The 18025-nt window shown below is 64.8% G+C and carries 15 protein-coding genes; 6 read left to right on the plus strand and 9 right to left on the minus strand.

The genetic code is table 11. The features are described 5' to 3' along the window. Positions 1–257: 257 nt before the first annotated feature. Together C8J33_RS20400 and C8J33_RS20405 are read left to right on the plus strand one after the other, a co-directional pair. Entirely contained in the window at positions 258–2342 is a 2085-nt protein-coding gene (locus C8J33_RS20400; RefSeq protein WP_165929848.1) for a GumC family protein, read from the plus strand. Then, complete coding sequence (locus C8J33_RS20405) at positions 2342–3643, plus strand: UDP-phosphate alpha N-acetylglucosaminyltransferase (protein WP_132665173.1); 1302 nt, start codon at positions 2342–2344, stop codon at positions 3641–3643. Before C8J33_RS20400 ends, C8J33_RS20405 begins: the two co-directional genes overlap by 1 nt. Here the strand turns inward: C8J33_RS20405 and C8J33_RS20410 are convergent. The 3 genes from C8J33_RS20410 to C8J33_RS20420 are packed head-to-tail and all read right to left on the minus strand — an operon-like array spanning position 3630 to position 7496. Beyond that, positions 3630–4697: a glycoside hydrolase family 5 protein gene (locus C8J33_RS20410; protein ID WP_132665174.1), complete on the minus strand. Its 1068-nt coding sequence runs from the start codon at positions 4695–4697 to the stop codon at positions 3630–3632. The two genes, C8J33_RS20405 and C8J33_RS20410, sit on opposite strands and share 14 nt — an antisense overlap. 11 nt (positions 4698–4708) lie before the next feature. Then, a complete protein-coding gene (locus C8J33_RS20415) occupies positions 4709–5896 on the minus strand; it encodes a glycosyltransferase family 4 protein (protein WP_132665175.1) in 1188 nt (395 codons plus the stop codon). Between the two features lie 25 nt (positions 5897–5921). Beyond that, positions 5922–7496: a flippase gene (locus C8J33_RS20420; RefSeq protein ID WP_165929849.1), complete on the minus strand. Its 1575-nt coding sequence runs from the start codon at positions 7494–7496 to the stop codon at positions 5922–5924. Between the two features lie 355 nt (positions 7497–7851). On the opposite strand from C8J33_RS20420, the gene purU reads away from it, so the two are divergent. Then, on the plus strand, positions 7852–8736 hold the full coding sequence (gene purU, locus C8J33_RS20425) for a formyltetrahydrofolate deformylase (protein WP_132665177.1): 885 nt from the start codon (positions 7852–7854) through the stop codon (positions 8734–8736). Between the two features lie 112 nt (positions 8737–8848). Continuing rightward, on the plus strand, positions 8849–9214 hold the full coding sequence (locus tag C8J33_RS20430; RefSeq protein ID WP_132665260.1) for a winged helix-turn-helix domain-containing protein: 366 nt from the start codon (positions 8849–8851) through the stop codon (positions 9212–9214). A 52-nt stretch (positions 9215–9266) separates the two neighbouring features. Here C8J33_RS20430 and modC read toward each other — a convergent pair whose 3' ends face one another. The 3 genes from modC to modA are packed head-to-tail and all read right to left on the minus strand — an operon-like array spanning position 9267 to position 11891. Then, positions 9267–10340 carry a molybdenum ABC transporter ATP-binding protein gene (gene modC / locus C8J33_RS20435; RefSeq protein WP_132665178.1) on the minus strand — a complete coding sequence of 358 codons (1074 nt, stop codon included), beginning with the start codon at positions 10338–10340 and terminating at the stop codon, positions 9267–9269. Then, the gene (modB, locus tag C8J33_RS20440; RefSeq protein WP_132665179.1) at positions 10337–11038 is read right to left on the minus strand and encodes a molybdate ABC transporter permease subunit; all 702 of its coding nucleotides are present in this window, start codon (positions 11036–11038) and stop codon (positions 10337–10339) included. Before modB ends, modC begins: the two co-directional genes overlap by 4 nt. Positions 11039–11096: 58 nt before the next feature. Then, complete coding sequence (modA, locus tag C8J33_RS20445; protein ID WP_132665180.1) at positions 11097–11891, minus strand: molybdate ABC transporter substrate-binding protein; 795 nt, start codon at positions 11889–11891, stop codon at positions 11097–11099. A 168-nt stretch (positions 11892–12059) separates the two neighbouring features. Here modA and ung point away from each other — a divergent pair, with 168 nt between their 5' ends. After that, positions 12060–12746: a uracil-DNA glycosylase gene (gene ung, locus C8J33_RS20450; protein ID WP_110800875.1), complete on the plus strand. Its 687-nt coding sequence runs from the start codon at positions 12060–12062 to the stop codon at positions 12744–12746. Positions 12747–12755: 9 nt separating this feature from the next. On the opposite strand, the gene C8J33_RS20455 is transcribed toward ung, so the two are convergent. The 3 genes from C8J33_RS20455 to C8J33_RS20465 all read right to left on the minus strand — a co-directional run bounded on the left by C8J33_RS20455 (position 12756) and on the right by C8J33_RS20465 (position 16989). Beyond that, complete coding sequence (locus C8J33_RS20455) at positions 12756–13652, minus strand: DMT family transporter (RefSeq protein ID WP_132665181.1); 897 nt, start codon at positions 13650–13652, stop codon at positions 12756–12758. A gap of 212 nt (positions 13653–13864) precedes the next feature. Further along, on the minus strand, positions 13865–15193 hold the full coding sequence (locus C8J33_RS20460; protein WP_132665182.1) for an HlyD family type I secretion periplasmic adaptor subunit: 1329 nt from the start codon (positions 15191–15193) through the stop codon (positions 13865–13867). Then, a complete protein-coding gene (locus C8J33_RS20465; protein WP_110800956.1) occupies positions 15190–16989 on the minus strand; it encodes a type I secretion system permease/ATPase in 1800 nt (599 codons plus the stop codon). Before C8J33_RS20465 ends, C8J33_RS20460 begins: the two co-directional genes overlap by 4 nt. Before the next feature lie 249 nt (positions 16990–17238). Between C8J33_RS20465 and cobF the strand changes: the two genes are divergently transcribed. After that, positions 17239–18009 carry a precorrin-6A synthase (deacetylating) gene (gene cobF, locus C8J33_RS20470; protein ID WP_132665183.1) on the plus strand — a complete coding sequence of 257 codons (771 nt, stop codon included), beginning with the start codon at positions 17239–17241 and terminating at the stop codon, positions 18007–18009. Positions 18010–18025: the final 16 nt, after the last annotated feature.

An 18025-nucleotide genomic window follows, 5' to 3' on the forward strand; every position in this document is an offset into this window, starting at 1 on the left:
TAAAAACGGGCTAAGGAATATAGCTAAAGTTTCCTCAAGCCATGCCTGATATGGCCCGACGCCCGGGACGTTCGTCCTTAAGTCCCTGCAAATGCTGTGCTTCGCATCAATGTAAGTCACGACGTTCAGGGGTTGTTAACCATAAGCTGTCAATTCTTCGGATCGAGAACCTTGTGCGGGCTGCAGGTCATTGTCCGAACCCGCCGAGCCGAGATGTGAGCGCGGACAAAACAACCTGGCGTGGATATGGAAGCCCTATGGACATCGACGTCTTTCAACTTCCGTCGATCGTGATGCGCCGCATCGGCATCGTCATCGTGACGGCGCTGATCTTCGGTGGTCTGGGGTTTGCGTTCGTTCTCAGCCAGCCGGCCGTGTTCCGTGCCTCCACCCAGATCCTGCTCGACCCCGAACGGCTTGCCGCCGTCGGCCAGTCCGCCGGCGATACCGCCGCACCGGCGCAGGCGCAGCAGGCGATCGACAGCCAGATCTACGTCATGCAGTCCTTCAGCGTCCTCTCCGAGGCTGCGCGCAAGCTCGCATTGCAGGAGGATCCTTTCTTTCAGGCGAAGGTGGGCCTGATCGGCCGTCTTCTCGGCCGGTCGCCATCGCTCCCCGTTTCGGAAGAGGCGGCAGCGGCGGGCGCCGCAGCGACGCTCGCGCAGAACCTCATCATCGCGCGTGCCGATCAGTCGCTGGTCTTCACCATCACCGCCCAGCATCCGAACGCGGCGCGCGCCGCCGAGATCGCCAATACCGTCTCGGCGATCTACCTGGAGAAAGCCAACAAGATCGGGTCCGACAAGAGCCTCAAGGCCAGCATGAGCCTTCAGGTCGAGGCCGAAGAGCTGCGCAAGCGGTTGCTCGAAGCCGAAGACAAGGTCGTCAAGTTCCGCACGCAGAACGGCCTGATCAGCACCGGCGAGAAGGGCCTCGTGACCGACCAGCAACTCGAGGCTGTGACGCAGCAGCTCGGCAGTGCCCGCGCCGCCCTCGAGCAGCAGCAGATCAATTACAATCAGGTTCGCACGTTGACGACGGGCGATCTCGCCTCGGGCGCGATCCCCGAAGCGCTGCAGCAGACGTCGGTCACGACGTTGCGCACGCGCTACGCGCAGACGCTCGACCGGTTGGCGGAGCTGCAGACCAGTCTCGGTAGCCGCCATCCGCAGCTCCAGACCGCGCAGGCGCAGGCCGAAAGCATGCGGCGGGCGCTGGAGTCGGAATTGAAGCGCGTTCAGGATTCGGTACGCAATACCTACGAGCGCAGCAAGGCCAATGTCGCGGCGCTCGAAACGCGCTTCGCCGCGCTTCGCAACGCCAATGGCGACAGCGGCGATGCGCGCACGACCCTTGCGCAACTGCAGAGCGAGGCCGATGCGATCCGCGGCGTCTACACCTCATTCGTCACGCGCTCGGAAGAGTTGAGCCGCCAGTACGATATCGGTTCGGGCAATTCCCGCATCATCTCGGAGGCCCTGCCGCCGATAAAGACGACGCGCGCCTCCGCCCTGCTGGTCGCCATCGCCGGCTTCCTGTTCGGGGCTGCGGCCGGATCGGCCATCGCCGTCGGGCTGGATCTGCTCGACGGGCGCGTGACCTCCGACCGGCAGATCGTCGATACGCTCGGCGTTCCCGTCATCGCTCGGATCGCGGCTCGGCAGACGCGGGGAACATCGGATGTGCCGGACGATGGCTGGCCTTCCGGGCGTTCGCGGCGCAACGGTGGTCTCGTCGCGCGGATGAAGCGCCGCCTGCCGTTTTCCGGCAAGGCGGCTGCACGGTCGCATGCCGCAGAACGCCAACGCGAGGCGGGCGTCACGCGCTCGGCCTATGTGCTGACCGATGCCGTTGCGGCCCTGCCGGCCCGGATCGTGTTTCTTTCGCCCGGCATGGAAAAGCCGGATGAAACGCTGGTGGGCGACATCGCGCTCGCGCTGGCCGATACGGGTGCTGCCGTCGATATCGCAGCGGCATCCGTGCCTGCCTCGTCTCTGCTGGCCGGCACGCTGAAGCGCATGCAGATGGGCGGTGTCCCTGCTTTTGAAAGCGTCAGTTACCGCCGTCTCGATCGCCATGCCATGCCGCGGCAGCGCAGCCGCGCTTCCGGCTCGCTCCTGTCGGCGGCAGTCAAGCCGGCACCCGCCGACTTTTCCGTGGTCGATGCGACCGGCGAAGAGAATGCCGCGCGGTTGATGGCCTTCGTGAAGGATAGCGACGCGATCGCCATCGTCATCCGGCCCGGCCGGGTGGGTCGCGCCGACCTCAAGGATCTCGCACAGACGCTCGGCCCCTGGAGAACCAAGCTCGTCGGTGTCGTGATCGTCGAGGCGGTCGCCTGATGAGCGTTATTCAGGACGTATCCGCGCGATATGCCCTGCCGGTCGGTGGTCTCTCGGCCAAGAATGACGACGCCTGGCGGGGGCTCTACACGCGGCTTGCGGCCTTCAGCGTCATCGGCGGCCTCGTCTTCAACGCGCTTCTCTGCCTCGTCAACACACGGGTGATGCGGGTCTCCGACGGGCATGTGATGATGTCGGAAATGGTGCTGGTCGGCTGCGTCTTCATCGTGGCGCTCGGGCGGCGCACGGCACCCTACATGCTGCTGGCCGTCTATATCTCCTACATGATCTTCCTCTTCACCATGCGCGGCGCGCCGGACCTCAAGGCCGTGCGCGACATCCTCATCCCCATCGGATTCTATTTCGCCGGCCGGACGCTGCAGGACTTGAAGCTGGCGGATCGGCTGGTCTTCATCTCCTCGGCTATTGTGGTGGCCGTCGGCCTGTTCGAATATATGGCGCTCGACGTCTACATCTCCTTCTTCAACGTCATCGGCTATTATCTCGCGCGCGGCAGCGTCACCGTCGATCAGCTCTACGGGCAGACGACCGGCCTCTTCATCAGCGGCATGCGGCCCAGCGCACGCACCATCCTGCCGTTTCTCGGCATGCACCGCGTGTCCTCGGTCTTTCTGGAGCCGGTTTCCGTCGGCAATTTCGGAGCGATCGTCTATGGCTGGTGCCTCTTCCGGCCGACCATGCGCCTGCGCTTCGTGACGCTCTTTCTCGCCCTTACGGTCATCGCGCTCGGCGATGCGCGGTTCGGGCTCTATACCTGCATCCTGATGACGCTGCTTCTGCCGGTCTACCGCTTCATGCCGCGCTTGGCCTGGTACGTGCTGCCGTTCATCATGCTGTCGGTGCTCGCCTATTACGGTATCCAGTCGGGAACGCAGGGCGGGCCGAACGATATCGGCGGGCGGTTTCAGGTGACGGCGCACCTTCTGACCTCGCTCGACCTGCGCGTGGTGTTCGGCGCCCAGACGACGACGCAGTTCACGGCGGATTCGGGGCTTGCCTATACGCTGACGAAGTTCGGCCTGTTCGGCTTCATGGGACTATGGGGCCTGCTCGTCTTTGCGCCGCTCAATAGTGTGAAGGCCCGGACCTTCCACGGCATGGTCATCGTCTATCTGCTGCTGCTGATGATCATCAGCGACAGCGGCTACTCCATCAAGACCGCGGGACTGCTGTGGTTCCTGTTCGGCACCATCTCGGTGCTCGACGATGCGGCGCTCGGTCGCAAGCCGCGTGACCGGAGCCCTGCAGCAGCCACTGGTCGGAACCTCAGCGCGGCCTGACCGTGTCCAAGGCGGGGCAGGCGTCTTCCTCGCGGGCGAGCTTGCGTGTCGTCAGGGCTTTCAGCTGCAGCCTGTCGCCGGTGTCCGTCGGTTGAATGTTGAGGGGTTCGTCCGGCGACCACCAGTCGCCGGCGGCCCAGTAGGTCCAGCCGATCCAGACGTCGTTTGCCTCTGCCATCACATCGACCATGCGGGCGAGCCCGATCATGCAGTCCGATGTCGCCGATCCTCCGAACTCGCCGAGGAAGCCGCGTGTCTTGTTGGCCCGGAACCAGTCGGTCATGGCGCGAAGCGCGGCGGCCGCATCGTCGCCACGCGGGCAATCGTCGTTCGTGCCGGAGAAATCGCTATCGAGATACTGGTGCACCTCGAAGGCGAGGTTGTTCGCCGTATCCTTGACGTCGATCATAGTGGAGGCATTGGAAGAGCCCTCGATATCGGCCTGCCAGCTGTGCGCGCCCGTCCAGGAGACGCCGGGCACCAGCACGAGGTTCTTCGCACCCGTCTTGCGGATCGCGGCGATCGCGGCATTGGCCGGCTGCAGCCAGGCGGTGGGGGGCATGTCGAACGGCTCGTTCATCAGCCCGAAGACCACGCCCTTCTGGTTGGCGAAAACCTTGGCGAGGCGCGCCCAGACATCGGCGAGCGCTGCGTCCGGCACGTCCTTCGTGCCGACGATCTTCTCGTTATAGCGGGCGAAATTGTGGAGGTCGAGAATGACGGTCTGGCCGTGCGCGCGCATGGCCGCGACGCTTTCTTTCAGACGGGCAAGCTCCTCCCGGTCGAGTGGGCCGTTCAGCCTGCGCTGGATTCGCTCCCAGCGAAAGGGGAGGCGGACGGTGTTGAAGCTCTTGCCGGCGAAGTAGTCGATCGTTTCCTGGGAGGGGTAGGTATATTCCTTGCCGAACACGCCGGGCATGGTGCCGAACTCTGCGCCTGCGAGATTGATGCCGTTGAAGCAGCCGGCGAGCGCCGGCTGGACGCCGGTGGAAAGGCAGGCCGCAAGCGCGACGAGACGGGCGGCGCGTCCGGCGAGAGAACGTGTCGGTTGCATGGTGTCGGTCCTCATCGGGCAGGGGCGGTCGTGTCGAACGACATAGCGGGGGGCGACACGGAGGCAAGGCCGAGAACCGAGCGATAGACGTCGCAGTAACGGTCCGCTACGGCGCTCCAGCCGTAGGCATGGGCTGCCGACATCAGATCGGCCCGGAGCGCAGGCCCCTGTGTCTCGAGGCGCGCATAGGCGGCTTCCACCGTATCGGCCGTTGTGGCGATGTCGGCAAAATCACAGAGCGACAGCGCGGGATGCCGGCCCGCGAGATCGACGAAGGCGGCATTGGCGTTGAGCACCGGAAGCAGCCCTGCGCTCATCGCCTCGACGGCCACGAGGCCGAAGCCTTCATAGTCGGACGCCGAGACGAACAGGGATGCCTCGGCGAGGCGATGGCGGATTTCGGGATTGGTCAGGCCCTTGTGGACTGTCACGGCCGTCTCGACCCCCTGCTTGCGGGCCTCGGCCTGCAGCATATCCACCGTGAGGTCGGAGGGAACGCCGATGATGTCGAGGCTCCAGTCGGGATGGCGGGCCTTCAGGGCGGCCGTCAGCGCGATCAGCAGGGGCAGCCGCTTGTTGGAGGAGAAGCGGCCGATGGTGACGAGCCGGCGTGCCGGCACTTTACTGGCGGCATCCTCGAATTTGCCGATATCGACGCCGTTCTCGATCAGGCGAACGCGGTCGCCGGCGATCGGCTGGAAGGTGCGCACATCCGCCTCGCTGCAGCCGATGATGTTGGCGTAACCCTGGGCGGACACGCGCGTGACGCTGTTGAACCACGTCGTCTTCAGGGCCGAAAAAGCCTTGGTGTGGAAGAAGCCGCCATGGGTCGTCGCGACCATCGGGCGACGGTGAAGGAGGCGTCCCCAGGACAGGGCATCGAAGAAGAAGTCGATGGCGTGGACATGGACGAGATCGGCTTGCCGCAGATGCCGGAAGACCGCAGGTGCGACGGGATAGCGCGTGGAGCCGCGCCAGGGGATGCGGACGATCTCGATACCGTCGATGACCTCCTCGACGGGCAGGCGTCCCCGTTCCGGCTCGGAGAACAGGCTGTCGCAGGTGACGACGCGCACGCGAAAGCCACGCTCTGGAAGCGAATGGCAGAGATTGGCGACCACGTCTTCCAGGCCGCCGCGATTAGGCAGGAACTGCCGCACGACCTGAACGATCAGCGGCTTTCGCGCTTGCGACGTCATGTCCTTCCGCTCCTGCTTGCCCACCTCAGGCTCCTTGATTCTCGATCGTCTTTGGTGCGGCGACCGCCGGCGGAAACGTGCGTCCGACGGTCGATGGGTTCGTGACGGAGCCCTCGCCACCGCGCGATCCCCGGCGGTTCCATGCGCCTCTTGCGACCGACAGGGTTTCATCGAAGATCGCCCGTTCCTGAAAACGCAGGAGCGCGATGGAGATGAGCATGCTGACGCAGGCGGCCGCGAGAAGAGCGACGATCGAGCCTGCAAGGAAAAACTGGAGCGCACCGGCCGCCACGACCAGCACGGCGGAGGGGAAAAGTGCGCGGAAAATGCGCCGGGGCATCTGGGAGAAGAGAATGAGCAGGCTGCAATCGAGATAGCCGCGGCAGAGGAAGGCGATGGCGGCACCGAGGATGCCGAACTGGTGCGTCAGGACCAGCAGCAGGAGGACATAGGGCACCATCTGCGCCACATGGATCTTCGCCGTCATGTCGGGGCGGCCTTGCCCCTGCAAAAGCGTGTAGGGGGCGAAGGTCAGGGCATTCGGCCAGCTGCCCATGAGGAGGACGACGGCGACGGTGCCGGCGATCGCCGTGAAGGGCGGTCCCATCCACAGGTCGAGGAACGGCCGCATGAGAAGGATGCCGGCCGCGCAAAGCCCGGCATAAAGAATGCCGCTCACCATCATCGCGCGTTCGGAAATGGCGATGGCTTCCGCGCGTGGCAGGCTCGACAGCCGGGGAAACAGCGTGCGGGCGAGCGAGCTGGTGAAGACCTGGCTGCGCATCACGAGGTTCATCGGCACGGAATAGTAGGTGACGGCGCTGACGCCGAGCGTCTTGCCGATGACGATCTGATCGAGCGTGTTGAGAACCGGCAGGACGATGGAGGAGAGCGTGATCCAGCCGCCGTAGTTCATCAGCGAGCGGACCTTGGCGAACCGGAACCGGTCGAAACGGAAGCCCTGCTCGGTATAGAGCGCGATCAGCGTCGCCACGACGACGGAGGCCGCGCGGGAGAGGGCGGCGGCGGGAATGATGACCGAGAGATCGGGCGAGATGAAGATGGCGCAGAGGACGGGCACGATCTGCCCGACGATCATGCCGCCGATCTGCAGCGCATTGGCGAGCAGGAAGCGCTCGCGCGATTCGAGGATGCCGATGGAAAAGCCGGAAATGAGCGCGAGCGGCAAAAGACAGGCGATGAACGGCAGGGCGGCCGCGATTTCGGCTTCGAGTTCCGGCGGTACGGTGAAGACGGTGAGTAGGAGGAAATTGCCCGCGAAATAGAGCAGTATGGCGCCGAGGCTCGCCAGTGCCATGTTGAGAATGAAAGAGGTCGCGACGATTTCGGAGCGTTCCTGCTTTGCGGAAAACGGCAGGCGCGACAGGGCATTCGTCGAGGCCCGCGACAGGCCGAGATCGAGGAAGCCGAGATAGCCGAGCAGGACCCAGACGATCGACATGACGCCGTAGCGGGCGTCGCCGATATGGCGCACGAGAATGGGCACCGTCACGAGCGCGATCACGATCGGCGCGATGGCTCCTGCAACGTTGATGGCGAAATTCACCGATAATTGCCGTTTGGGCTTTTCCGTGGACATAGGGTCTTCCCGGGTCATTGCCGTCACCGAACAGGACACAGCCTCGCTTCTGGACGCGGATGGTCGTTCAGCGGGCAGATGTAGCGGGCAAAGACTAATGGATGCTGCAGAGATCCGGGCATGTGCTCGGAAGGGTAACCGGGATGTTAACAGGATTCGGACGATGCATCTGCGCCGCCGGGGGGAAAGCCGGTTGGCTGGAAGCGCCATGGCGACGACGCGGTAGTGACCGGATGGCCGGTTCCTGCTAGCGGATGTCGCGAAGCGGATGGACGGAGGGTTCGCAAGCACGGTAGCTTGCAGCCTGCCGGACGATTGCGTCCGCGGCGATCTGCGAAGGCGAGAGACAAACCCCATGAAGAGCTATGTGCTGACCGTCAGCTGCAAATCCACCCGCGGCATCGTGGCTGCCATTTCCGGCTATCTGACCACGCAAGGCTGCAATATCGTTGATAGTTCGCAGTTCGACGATCTCCAGACCGGTCTCTTCTTCATGCGGGTCAGCTTCATTTCCGAGGAAGGCGTCACCGAGGCTGCGATCCAGGACGGGTTCGTGGCCATCGCCGAGACCTTCGCCATGACGTGGCAGATCCACGACTCTGCAAAGCGCATGAAGGTACTGCTGATGGTGTCGCGTTTCGGACATTGTCTCAACGATCTTCTCTACCGTTGGAAGATCGGCGCGCTGCCGGTCGAGATCGTCGGTGTGGTGTCCAACCACTTCGAGTACCAGAAGGTGGTCGTCAATCACGACATTCCCTTCCATCACATCAAAGTGACGAAGGAGAACAAGCTCGAGGCCGAGGCGCGGCTGATGGAGATCGTCGAGCAGTCGAATGCGGAGCTGATCGTGCTGGCCCGCTACATGCAGGTTCTTTCGGATGCCGTCTGCAAGAAGATGTCGGGCCGCATCATCAATATCCACCACTCCTTCCTGCCGAGCTTCAAGGGTGCAAACCCCTACAAGCAGGCCTATGAGCGCGGCGTGAAGCTCATCGGCGCGACGGCGCACTACGTCACCGCGGATCTCGACGAGGGCCCGATCATCGAGCAGGACATTGCCCGCATCACCCATGCGCAGTCGCCCGACGATTACGTCTCCATCGGCCGCGATGTGGAAAGCCAGGTTCTCGCCCGCGCCGTGCATGCCCATATCCACCACCGCGTCTTCATGAACGGCAACCGCACCATCGTGTTTCCGGCAAGCCCGGGCTCCTACGCGTCCGAGCGGATGGGCTGAGGCTTTTTCGCTCGCGGTGGCGGGTTGACAGGCGCGGTTGCTTCACGCTCCCATGCGGGCCGCGGAGGACATGACCTCCGTTCCCGCTCCGCTTGCTCATCCGGATGACACCATGGTCCAGACATCGCCGCCACGGCTGGTTATCCGGCTTGATCTGCCCGGCCCGTCGGGGCCCGAGCGGCTGGGGCGCGGCAAGATCGCGCTTCTCGAACATATCCGCGAGACGGGTTCGATCTCGGCTGCGGGCCGTGCCATGGACATGAGCTATCGCCGCGCCTGGCTGCTGGTCAGTGCCCTGAACGCGATGTTCGAGGAGGAGTCGGTCACCTCGCAGCGCGGCGGCAAGCAAGGCGGCGGCGCGGTGGTGACGCCGTTCGGCGAAGCGCTGATCGCCCGGTTCCGGGCCATGGAGGAAAAGGCGCTGGCGGCCATGGCCGAGGATGTCGCCTGGCTCGAGGCGCATCGCGCCTCGTCTTGAGGCATGTCGTTTTCCCGAAACCGCTCCACCCTTTCTTTCAGGCAACATGCTTTCAGGGATCCAGCGCCACCGTCTTGATCACGGCATGGACCGGCATTCCGGGTGCAAGGCCCAGCATATCGACGGAGACGCTGGTGATGCGCGCCGTTAGCCGAGTGCCGGCACAGTCGAGCGCGACATCGACCTGATCCCGACCGGACGGCTCCATGCCGCTGATAACCCCCTCGATGATGTTCAGCGCGCTCAGGCCTTCGGGCCTCTTCGTGGCGAGCATGATGTCGCGGGCGGCGATGCGCAGGCGCAGACGCTGTTCGGGCTGTCGCTCGGTGCCGACCAGCCAGAGTGTCAGGCCGCCGGCCGCGACCTTGACGATCCGGGGATCGGGCTGGTGGGGTGCAACCGTCGCCTCGATCACGGTTCCCGCCTCGCGGCGGCTGATCGCCTCGCTCGATCCGGGCAGGCTGAGCATCTCCGACGCGGTGCCGCTTGCGGTCAGCCGGCCGTTTTCGATCATCAGGACGCGATCGGCGAGCTGGGTCACCTCCGCGACGGAATGGCTGACATAGAGGATGGGGATGTCCGTCTCGTCGCGCAGACGCTTGAGATAGGGCAGGATTTCGGCCTTGCGCGCGTCGTCGAGGGCGGCAAGCGGTTCGTCCATCAGGAGAAGGCGTGGGCGTGCCAGAAGCGCCCGGCCGATCGCCACGCGCTGCATCTCGCCGCCGGAGAGATTGGCCGTGGGGCGGGCGAGCAGCGGGGCGATACCGAGAAGGTCGACGATGCGCTCGATGTCGCCGGTGCCGACAGGGGCTTTGGAAAACCAGCGGCCGTAGAGCAGGTTCTGTCGCACGCTGAGGTGCGGAAACAGGCGGCCCTCCTGAAAGACCGTCCCGAAGCGCCGGCGATGCGGCGGGGTGATGGTCCGGCTTGCGGTGTCGAGGATCGTTTCGCCATCGAGCCGCACATGGCCGTCGTCAGGGCGGATCAGACCGGCCAGAACACGAATGAGCGAGGTCTTGCCGGAGCCCGAGCGGCCGAACAGAGCGGTGATGCCGCCGTCCGTCGAGAAGGCGATGTCGAGCGAGAAGGCGTCGAGCCGGTGGCGCACGGAGACATCGAGCGTCATGTGCCGGACACCCTGCGGGCGGCGGCGGTCGCCAGCCATTCCGACAGCAGCAGCGCCGCCATGGAGAGGACCACCGAGACGAGCGTCAGGCGGAGCGCGCCGCTATCGCCGCCCGGCACCTGCGTGAAAGTGTAGATAGCGGCCGACAGCGTCTGCGTTTCGCCTGGAATGTTGGAGACAAAAGTGATGGTAGCGCCGAACTCGCCCATCGCCTTGGCGAAGGAGAGGATCATGCCGGCGATGATGCCGGGCAGGATCAGCGGCAGGGTGATGGTGGCAAAGACCCAGGCCGGCGAGGCGCCGAGCGTGGCGGCCGCCTGCTCCAGTCGCCCGTCCACGGCCTCGATCGACAGGCGGATGCTGCGCACCATCAGGGGGAAGCCCATGACCGCGCAGGCAAGGGCCGCGCCCGTCCAGCGAAAGGAAAAGACGAGGCCCGTATAGGTTTCGAGAAACGCACCGACCGGACCGCGTCGCCCGAATAGGATGAGCAGCAGGAAACCGGTAACGACCGGCGGCAGGATCAGCGGCAGGTGGACGATCCCGTTCAAGAGGGAGCGCCCCCAGAACCGGCCGCGGGCAAGCGCCATTGCCGCTAGAAGCGCTAAGGGCAGGCTCGCCAGCATAGCGACGGCCGAGACCTTCAGGCTCAGCCGGATCGCCGTCCATTCCGCATCGCTGAGCGCAAGCCAGTCCAAAGTCGCAATGTCCTCCACGCCGCCGGGCCCGGTTTAAAGGCCGGATGGAAGCCTTTTCCTATTTGGCGAGGACGGTAAAGCCCTGTGCCTCGAAAAGCGGCTTTGCGGCCGGTGAGCGGACGAAATCGAGATAAGCGGCCGCGTCTGGATGGGTGCTCTCCGAGAGGATCGCGATCGGATAGACGATCGGCGGGTGAGAGCTCTCGGGGAAGGTGCCGACGATCTTGACCGAGGGGTCGGCGGCAGCGTCCGTTTCGTAGACGATGCCGAGGGGTGCCTCGCCCTTGGAGACAAGGAGGAGGGCGGCGCGAACGTTCTCGGCACCTGCGACATCCTTCTCGACCGATGGCCAGACACCAAGCTTCTCAAGCGCCGCCTTGCCGTACTTGCCGGCCGGCACCGTCTCCACGGCGCCCATGGCGAGCTTGCCGCCGGCAAGCCGCGCCTTCAGGTCGAACCCCTGGCCGATCTCCACCGGCTTGGCGTCTGCTGCCGGCGCGACGAGGACGAGACGATTGCCGAGAAGCGTCGAGCGGCTGTCCTCGCGGATCAGCTTCTTGCCTGCGACGTAGTCCATCCAGGCGAGATCGGCGGAAATGAAGATATCGGCCGGTGCACCCGCTTCGATCTGCTTGGCCAGCGCCGAGCTTGCGGCATAGGAGGCCGTCACCGCATGTCCGCTCTGCTGCTGCCAGGCGTCGTTCACAGCATCGAGCGCGTTCTTGAGGCTCGCGGCGGCAAAGACCGTCACTTTCTCCGCGGCCATGGCCGGCGTCGCCAGCGACGCTGCGGCGACAATGAGAACCGTCAACACGGCCCGTACGTTCGTCTTCAGTCCTTGCATTGTCAGCATTATAGCATCTCCAGAGATCGAAATATCTTGAGGAATATAACGTGCGCGAGGCGGTTGGCCAGCGATATGTTTGTGGAAATACATTGCAGTGGTGCTCTTGCGATGCCGGCGCGATGATCTATCGTTTCCCGCTCGTGGGACGACCGGCAACAAGCAGGAGACGGCAGGATGGACGGGACGGTGAGGCTGGAGGAAAGCTGGAAACAAGCGCTTTCGAAAGAATTCGACAGCGCCTACATGGGCACGCTCAAAGGCTTCCTTCAGGCGGAGAAGCAGGCGGGGAAACAGATCTTCCCCAAGGGGTCGGAGTATTTCCGGGCCTTGGACCTGACGCCGCTCGAAAAAGTCAGTGTCGTCATCCTCGGGCAGGACCCCTATCACGGCGAGGGGCAGGCACATGGGCTGTCCTTCAGCGTACGGCCCGGCGTGCGCATTCCGCCGTCGCTCGTCAATATCTACAAGGAACTTCAGAACGATCTCGGCATACCGCCGGCGCGCCATGGTTTTCTCGAGCATTGGGCGGAGCAGGGGGTGTTGCTTCTCAACAGCGTGCTGACGGTGGAGCGGGCTCTGGCTGCATCTCACCAGAAGCGGGGATGGGAGACGTTCACCGACGCCATCATCCGGGCGGTCAACGATCAGCCTCGGCCGGTGGTGTTCATCCTCTGGGGCTCCTATGCACAGAAGAAGGCCGCGTTCGTTGACCAGAGCCGGCATCTGGTGCTGCGCTCGGCGCATCCGTCACCGCTGTCGGCGCATAACGGCTTCTTCGGCACGGCGCCGTTCTCCAAGGCGAACGCGTTTCTCGAGGCCAATGGCCGCCCGCCGATCGACTGGGCGCTGCCGCCGCTCTGAATGCCGGTATTATGCCCGCGGGTGTGTGCCCGCGGCGCCGGCCCGGCGGGCGACGACGCTTTCGCGCCAGACGGTGAAGATGCCGGCGGCGACGACGATGACGGCACCGACGATCATGTTGACGCTGAGCACCTCGCCGAAGACGGAAACGCCGATGATGCTGGCAAAGACCAGCTGCAGGTAGGTCAGCGGCTGCACTTCCGACGCGTCGAGATATTCATAGGCCTTGATCAGGAAGAAGTGGCTCGATGTGCCTGTGATGCAGAGGAGCCCCATCCACAGCCAATCGACCGGGGCGAACCATGTCCAGTAGAACGGCCCGATCAGCGTGATCGCCACGGCGCCGGCAGCGCCGGTGTAGAAGAAGCTCGTCATGGCCGTATCCTCGCGGCTGACGAGGCGGGTGGTGACGACGTAGAAGGCGAAGATCAGCGCGGAGGAGACGGGAACGACGAGCAGGGAGGCGGATTCGTCGCCGGTCGGGTCCAGGATGACGATGACGCCGATGAGGCCGACGAAGATCGCCGTCCAGCGCCGCCAGCCGACGCGCTCGCCGAGAATGACGATCGAGAGAAGGGCGACGAAGATCGGCCCGACGGAGAAGATCGCCTGCGAATGGGCGAGCCCGACGCTGGCGAAAGAGGCGATGACCAGCACGATCTGGCTCACCAGCAGCAGCCCGCGCACGATCTGCAGGACGGGGTGCTTCGTGGTCACCGCCGCCTTCAGCCCGCCGCTCGACCGTGCCGCCAGGATGAGAACGAAGGCCGCAAACGCCCAGTAGCGGATCATCGTGATGAAAACCGGGGGATAGAGCCCGCCCATGTGCTTGGATGTCGCATCCTGCAACGTGAAGATCAGGATCGCGACGAAGACGAAGAGATAGCCTTTGCGCTTGGATGTCATCAGTCGTCTTGCCGTGCTCGCCTCGACGACCGTGTTGGACGCGCTCAGGTCTTTTGGGACATGCCCTGGTCGGGCACGCTTGTCTCTACTGCATAATTCCCGGGACCGGTATCGGTTTCAGGAGGAATTATCCAACCGGTATAGAGTGGTAGAGCGACGTTAAGGTGCTGCAGGAAACGGCGCCCCCGAGCCGGGAGCGCCTGTTCGTCCCGTCAGTCTTCCCGGAAGGTGCGCTGCATCTGTTCGGTCAGCGGTTTTGCGAGATAGGAAATGACGGTGCGGTCGGCGATCTTGATATAGGTTTCCGCCGGCATGCCCGGATAGAGCGTGAGGCCCTTGAGGGCGCTAAGGCTCTCCGGCTTCGGGCGGATGCGCAAGGGGTAGTAGCTTGCGCCCGTGCGCTGGTCGGTTACCTGGTCCGGGGCGATATTGGCGACCTCGCCTTCGACCACGGGTGTCGTGCGCTGGTTGAAGGCGCTGAAGCGGATCTCGACCGGCTGGCCGAGCGTGATCTGGTCGATATCGCTGGTGGCGATCCGGGCTTCGACCGTCAGCGTGTCCGCGGCGGGAACGACGAGCATCAGGACCTCGCCGGCATTGACGACGCCATCGACCGTGTGGATGGCAAGCTGGGAGACGCGACCCGATAACGGTGAGCGGATGTCCAGCCGCTTCAGCTGGTCCAGCGCGGCCACGCCACGATCCTCATATTCCGCGATCCGCGCTTCGACATCGGTCAGGTCCTTGGCGTTCTCCGTCCGGCGATCTTCGTCCAGCTGCAGGATCTGCAGGTCGATCTCGCTCGATTTGCCGGCGGCCTGCGCGCGGGCGGCGATGCGGGCGCCGCGGTCGCCTTCGAGCTGGGCGCGGTCGCGCTTGAGGGCGGTGACGCGCTGCATGGAGACGAGGCCCTGGGCATAGAGCTTGTCGACGCCTTCGAGCTCTTGGCTGATCAGCGTCAGGCTGTCGGCGATGGCGTTGAGCTGAACCGTCTGCCCCTCGATCTCGTCCTTCAACTGAGCCTTGCGCGAGGCGAGCTGGTTCTTCATGCCGACCAGCGCGCTCCGGCGGCTGTCGAAGAGGCGTCGTTCGCTGTCCTCGAAGCCGGTGGACACCATGTCCGTCGGCACGACCTGCGTGATCTTCGGCACGGTGAAGGTCTTTTCTCCCGCCTGCTCGGCGAGGATCCGGGCGCGGCGGGCATAGAGCTGGGCCAGCGTGTTCTGGACGATCGACAGGTTGGCGCGCACGGTGGTGCCATCCAGCCGCACGAGCACCTGCCCGGCCTCGACGGTTTCACCCTCGCGCACGTTCAGTTCGCCGACGATGCCGCCGGTCAGGTGCTGGATCTTCTTGACGTTGTTCTCGACGACGACAGTGCCGGAGGCGACGATGGCGCTCGAAAGCTCCGTCGTTCCGGCCCATCCGCCGATGCCGCCGACGAGCACCACCGCCATGACGCCGACGGCCGTGATGTGGCGGGAGAGGGAGCGGCGCGACTGTGCCGGGGGAAGCGCGGCGGACGATTCGCTTGTGCTCATGATGCAGTTTCCTGTCCATTGCCCACGGCTTTCAGCGCGGGCGGCTGCGCCTGCAGCTGTGTCTGGAAATTCGGCTGGAACGGTTGTCCGGCTGCGGGGCGCGGTGGCTCCCGGCGCAGGATCTGCGCCAGAACCTCGTCCTTCGGCCCGAACGCCTGCATGCGGCCCTCGTTCATCATCAGCACCAGATCGACGCTGGCAAGCGCGCTCGGGCGGTGGGCGACGACGATGACGATGCCGCCGCGGGCACGCACGCCGAGGATCGCCTCGCTCAGCGCCTGCTCGCCTTCGGCGTCGAGGTTGGAATTCGGCTCGTCGAGAACGACGAGGAAGGGCTCGCCATACAGCGCGCGGGCAAGGGCGACGCGCTGGCGCTGGCCGGCCGACAGGGACGAGCCGCCATCGCCGATCTCGGTTTCATAGCCGTTTGGCAGTTTGAGGATGAGGTCGTTGACGCGCGCGGCCTTGGCGGCCTCGACGATCGCGCCGGGTGCGGCGTCTTCCTCGAAACGCGCGATGTTCTGCGCCACCGTGCCGGAGAACAGTTCGACGTCCTGGGGCAAATAGCCGATATGCTTGCCCAGGCGATCGCTGTCCCACTGGTCGAGCGCTGCGCCATCCAGGCGCACCGCGCCGCGCAGGGTCGGCCAGATGCCGATCAGCGCGCGGGCGAGCGAGGACTTGCCGGAGGCGCTCGGCCCGATGATGCCGAGTGCGCTGCCGCTTTTCAGGGTGAAGGTGACATCCGCAAAGGTCAGGCGCTGAACGCCGGGCGGTCCGCCGGCAATGCCCTCTGCGGTCAGCTTTTCGCGCGGCACCGGCAGTTCCAGCGGTGCATCGCGTTCGGGAAGGGCGGTGAGGAGTTCGCCGAGACGCTTCCAGCTCTGTCGTGCCGCCACGAAGGAGCGCCAGTTGCCGATCGCCAGTTCCACCGGCGCCAGCGCCCGGGCGGTAAGGATGGAGCCCGCAATGATGATGCCGGGCGAGGCGAGGCCCTCGATGACGAGCACCGCGCCGGTGGCCAGAACCGCCGACTGGAGGATCATGCGGGACACCTTCGACAGGGCGCCGTAGCCGTTCGAGACGTCGGAATTGACGAGGTTGTGGTGCCGGTAGGCATCGTTGCGCTCGCCCCAGAGAGTGGACATGCGGCCAAGCATGCCCATGGACTGCATGACCTCGGCATTGCGCTGGGATGCCTGAGCGAAGGCATTGCGCAGGTTTCCGGTTTCCGACGCCTTCTTGGACGGGCCCTGCGTTCCCCGGTTGGTCAGGAAGGTGAGGGCGATGAGGATCAAGGAGCCGACGACCGAGACCATGCCGATGACCGGATGGAACAGGAAGCAGATACCGATGTAGAAGGGCAGCCAGGGCAGGTCGAAGAAGGCGGCGGGTCCTGCGCCCGAGAGGAAGGCGCGCACCTGATCGAAATCGCGCAGCGGCTGCAGGCCATCGCCGGCCGTGCGCATCTTCAACGGCTGGCGGACGACGGTGCGGTAGATCCGCCCGGTCATCGCCTCGTCCAGCGCACCGGCGATACGCACGAGCATGCGGCCGCGGATCCACTCGAATGCGCCCTGGAAGGCGTAGAGCATGAGCGCGAGAATGCAGAGCGCGACGAGCGTCGGGATGCTGCGGCTCGGCAGGACGCGGTCGTAGACCTCGAGCATGAAGAACGAGCCGGTGAGGTACAGCACGTTGACGAGCGCGCTGGCGACGCCGACGCCGATGAAGGCGCCTTTGCAATCCCGCAAAGCCTGCGCCGGCTCGGCGCCTGAATGTCTGGTCTGTGTCATCGTTACCCCGAGTGCCCGGCAGCGGCCTGCCATCCCGAACGTGAAGCCACCCTCTGCGGTCGCTCTTGCCCTTGTAGATGCGGGCACATTAGAGAACATGATGTCAATTTTTTATCACCGAACGCGTATTTTCGATTTTATTTTAGCATTACCCGTTTCTCGGTTCCACGGGCTATAGGCACGGGCAGAATGCCGCAGGCCCTGCGGCGCGGCGAATGCTCTGCGTGATCGTGCCTTGAAGGAGAAGCCATGCGACGGATTCTGGTGATCGGAATCGGTACGGGACATCCCGACCACCTGACGCTCGAGGCCATCCGGGCGATCGGCGCCGCGGACGTGATCTTCGTGCCGACGAAAGGCGAGGACAAAGCCGAGCTTGCCGATGTCCGCCGCAGCATGATCGCCCGGCATGGAGCGGCGGGCGCAAGGCTGGTCGATTTTGCCGTGCCGCGGCGGCACACGGATGGCGTCGGCTATCGGCAGGGCGTCGATCTCTGGCATGCCGAGATCGCCGATATCCACGAGCGGTTGTTTCTCGACCATCTGGCAGAAGGGGAAGCGGGGGCCTTCCTCGTCTGGGGTGATCCCATGCTCTACGACAGCACGATCCGCATTCTGGAGCGTGTGCGCGAGGGTGGGCGCGTTGCGTTCGAGGTTTCCGTGCTGCCGGGCATCACCAGCATGCAGCTGCTGGCGGCCCGCCATCGCATTCCCATCAATGGCATCGGGCAGCCGGTGACCATTACCCCCGGTCGTCGGCTCTCCGAGATTTTCCCGCAGACGGCGCAGGCGGTCGTGGTGATGCTCGACGGCGAGGAGGCGTTTCTGGCGGTCGAGGATCTCGAGACCGAAATCTTCTGGGGCGCCTATCTTGGCCTGCCGCAGGAGATCACGATTGCCGGACGGCTCGGCGCGGTGCGCGAGGCGATCGTTGCGGCGCGCGCCGCGGCACGGGCGCGTCATGGCTGGATCATGGACATTTATCTCCTGCGCACGCCGGCGTCGTCGTCGGCTGCATAGACGACGTGCCTGTGAC

The organism is Rhizobium sp. PP-CC-3G-465, from assembly GCF_004343445.1.
GTDB lineage: Bacteria > Pseudomonadota > Alphaproteobacteria > Rhizobiales > Rhizobiaceae > Ferranicluibacter > Ferranicluibacter rubi.

Excerpts from the sequence above, each read along its gene's own strand:
- C8J33_RS20400 (WP_165929848.1), top strand. The coding sequence starts at position 258 with ATGGACATCGACGTCTTTCAACTTCCGTCGATCGTGATGCGCCGCATC.
- C8J33_RS20405 (WP_132665173.1), top strand. The coding sequence starts at position 2,342 with ATGAGCGTTATTCAGGACGTATCCGCGCGATATGCCCTGCCGGTCGGT.
- C8J33_RS20410 (WP_132665174.1), bottom strand. The coding sequence starts at position 4,697 with ATGCAACCGACACGTTCTCTCGCCGGACGCGCCGCCCGTCTCGTCGCG.
- C8J33_RS20415 (WP_132665175.1), bottom strand. The coding sequence starts at position 5,896 with ATGACGTCGCAAGCGCGAAAGCCGCTGATCGTTCAGGTCGTGCGGCAG.
- C8J33_RS20420 (WP_165929849.1), bottom strand. The coding sequence starts at position 7,496 with ATGTCCACGGAAAAGCCCAAACGGCAATTATCGGTGAATTTCGCCATC.
- purU (WP_132665177.1), top strand. The coding sequence starts at position 7,852 with ATGAAGAGCTATGTGCTGACCGTCAGCTGCAAATCCACCCGCGGCATC.
- C8J33_RS20430 (WP_132665260.1), top strand. The coding sequence starts at position 8,849 with ATGGTCCAGACATCGCCGCCACGGCTGGTTATCCGGCTTGATCTGCCC.
- modC (WP_132665178.1), bottom strand. The coding sequence starts at position 10,340 with ATGACGCTCGATGTCTCCGTGCGCCACCGGCTCGACGCCTTCTCGCTC.
- modA (WP_132665180.1), bottom strand. The coding sequence starts at position 11,891 with ATGCTGACAATGCAAGGACTGAAGACGAACGTACGGGCCGTGTTGACG.
- ung (WP_110800875.1), top strand. The coding sequence starts at position 12,060 with ATGGACGGGACGGTGAGGCTGGAGGAAAGCTGGAAACAAGCGCTTTCG.
- C8J33_RS20455 (WP_132665181.1), bottom strand. The coding sequence starts at position 13,652 with ATGACATCCAAGCGCAAAGGCTATCTCTTCGTCTTCGTCGCGATCCTG.
- C8J33_RS20460 (WP_132665182.1), bottom strand. The coding sequence starts at position 15,193 with ATGAGCACAAGCGAATCGTCCGCCGCGCTTCCCCCGGCACAGTCGCGC.
- C8J33_RS20465 (WP_110800956.1), bottom strand. The coding sequence starts at position 16,989 with ATGACACAGACCAGACATTCAGGCGCCGAGCCGGCGCAGGCTTTGCGG.
- cobF (WP_132665183.1), top strand. The coding sequence starts at position 17,239 with ATGCGACGGATTCTGGTGATCGGAATCGGTACGGGACATCCCGACCAC.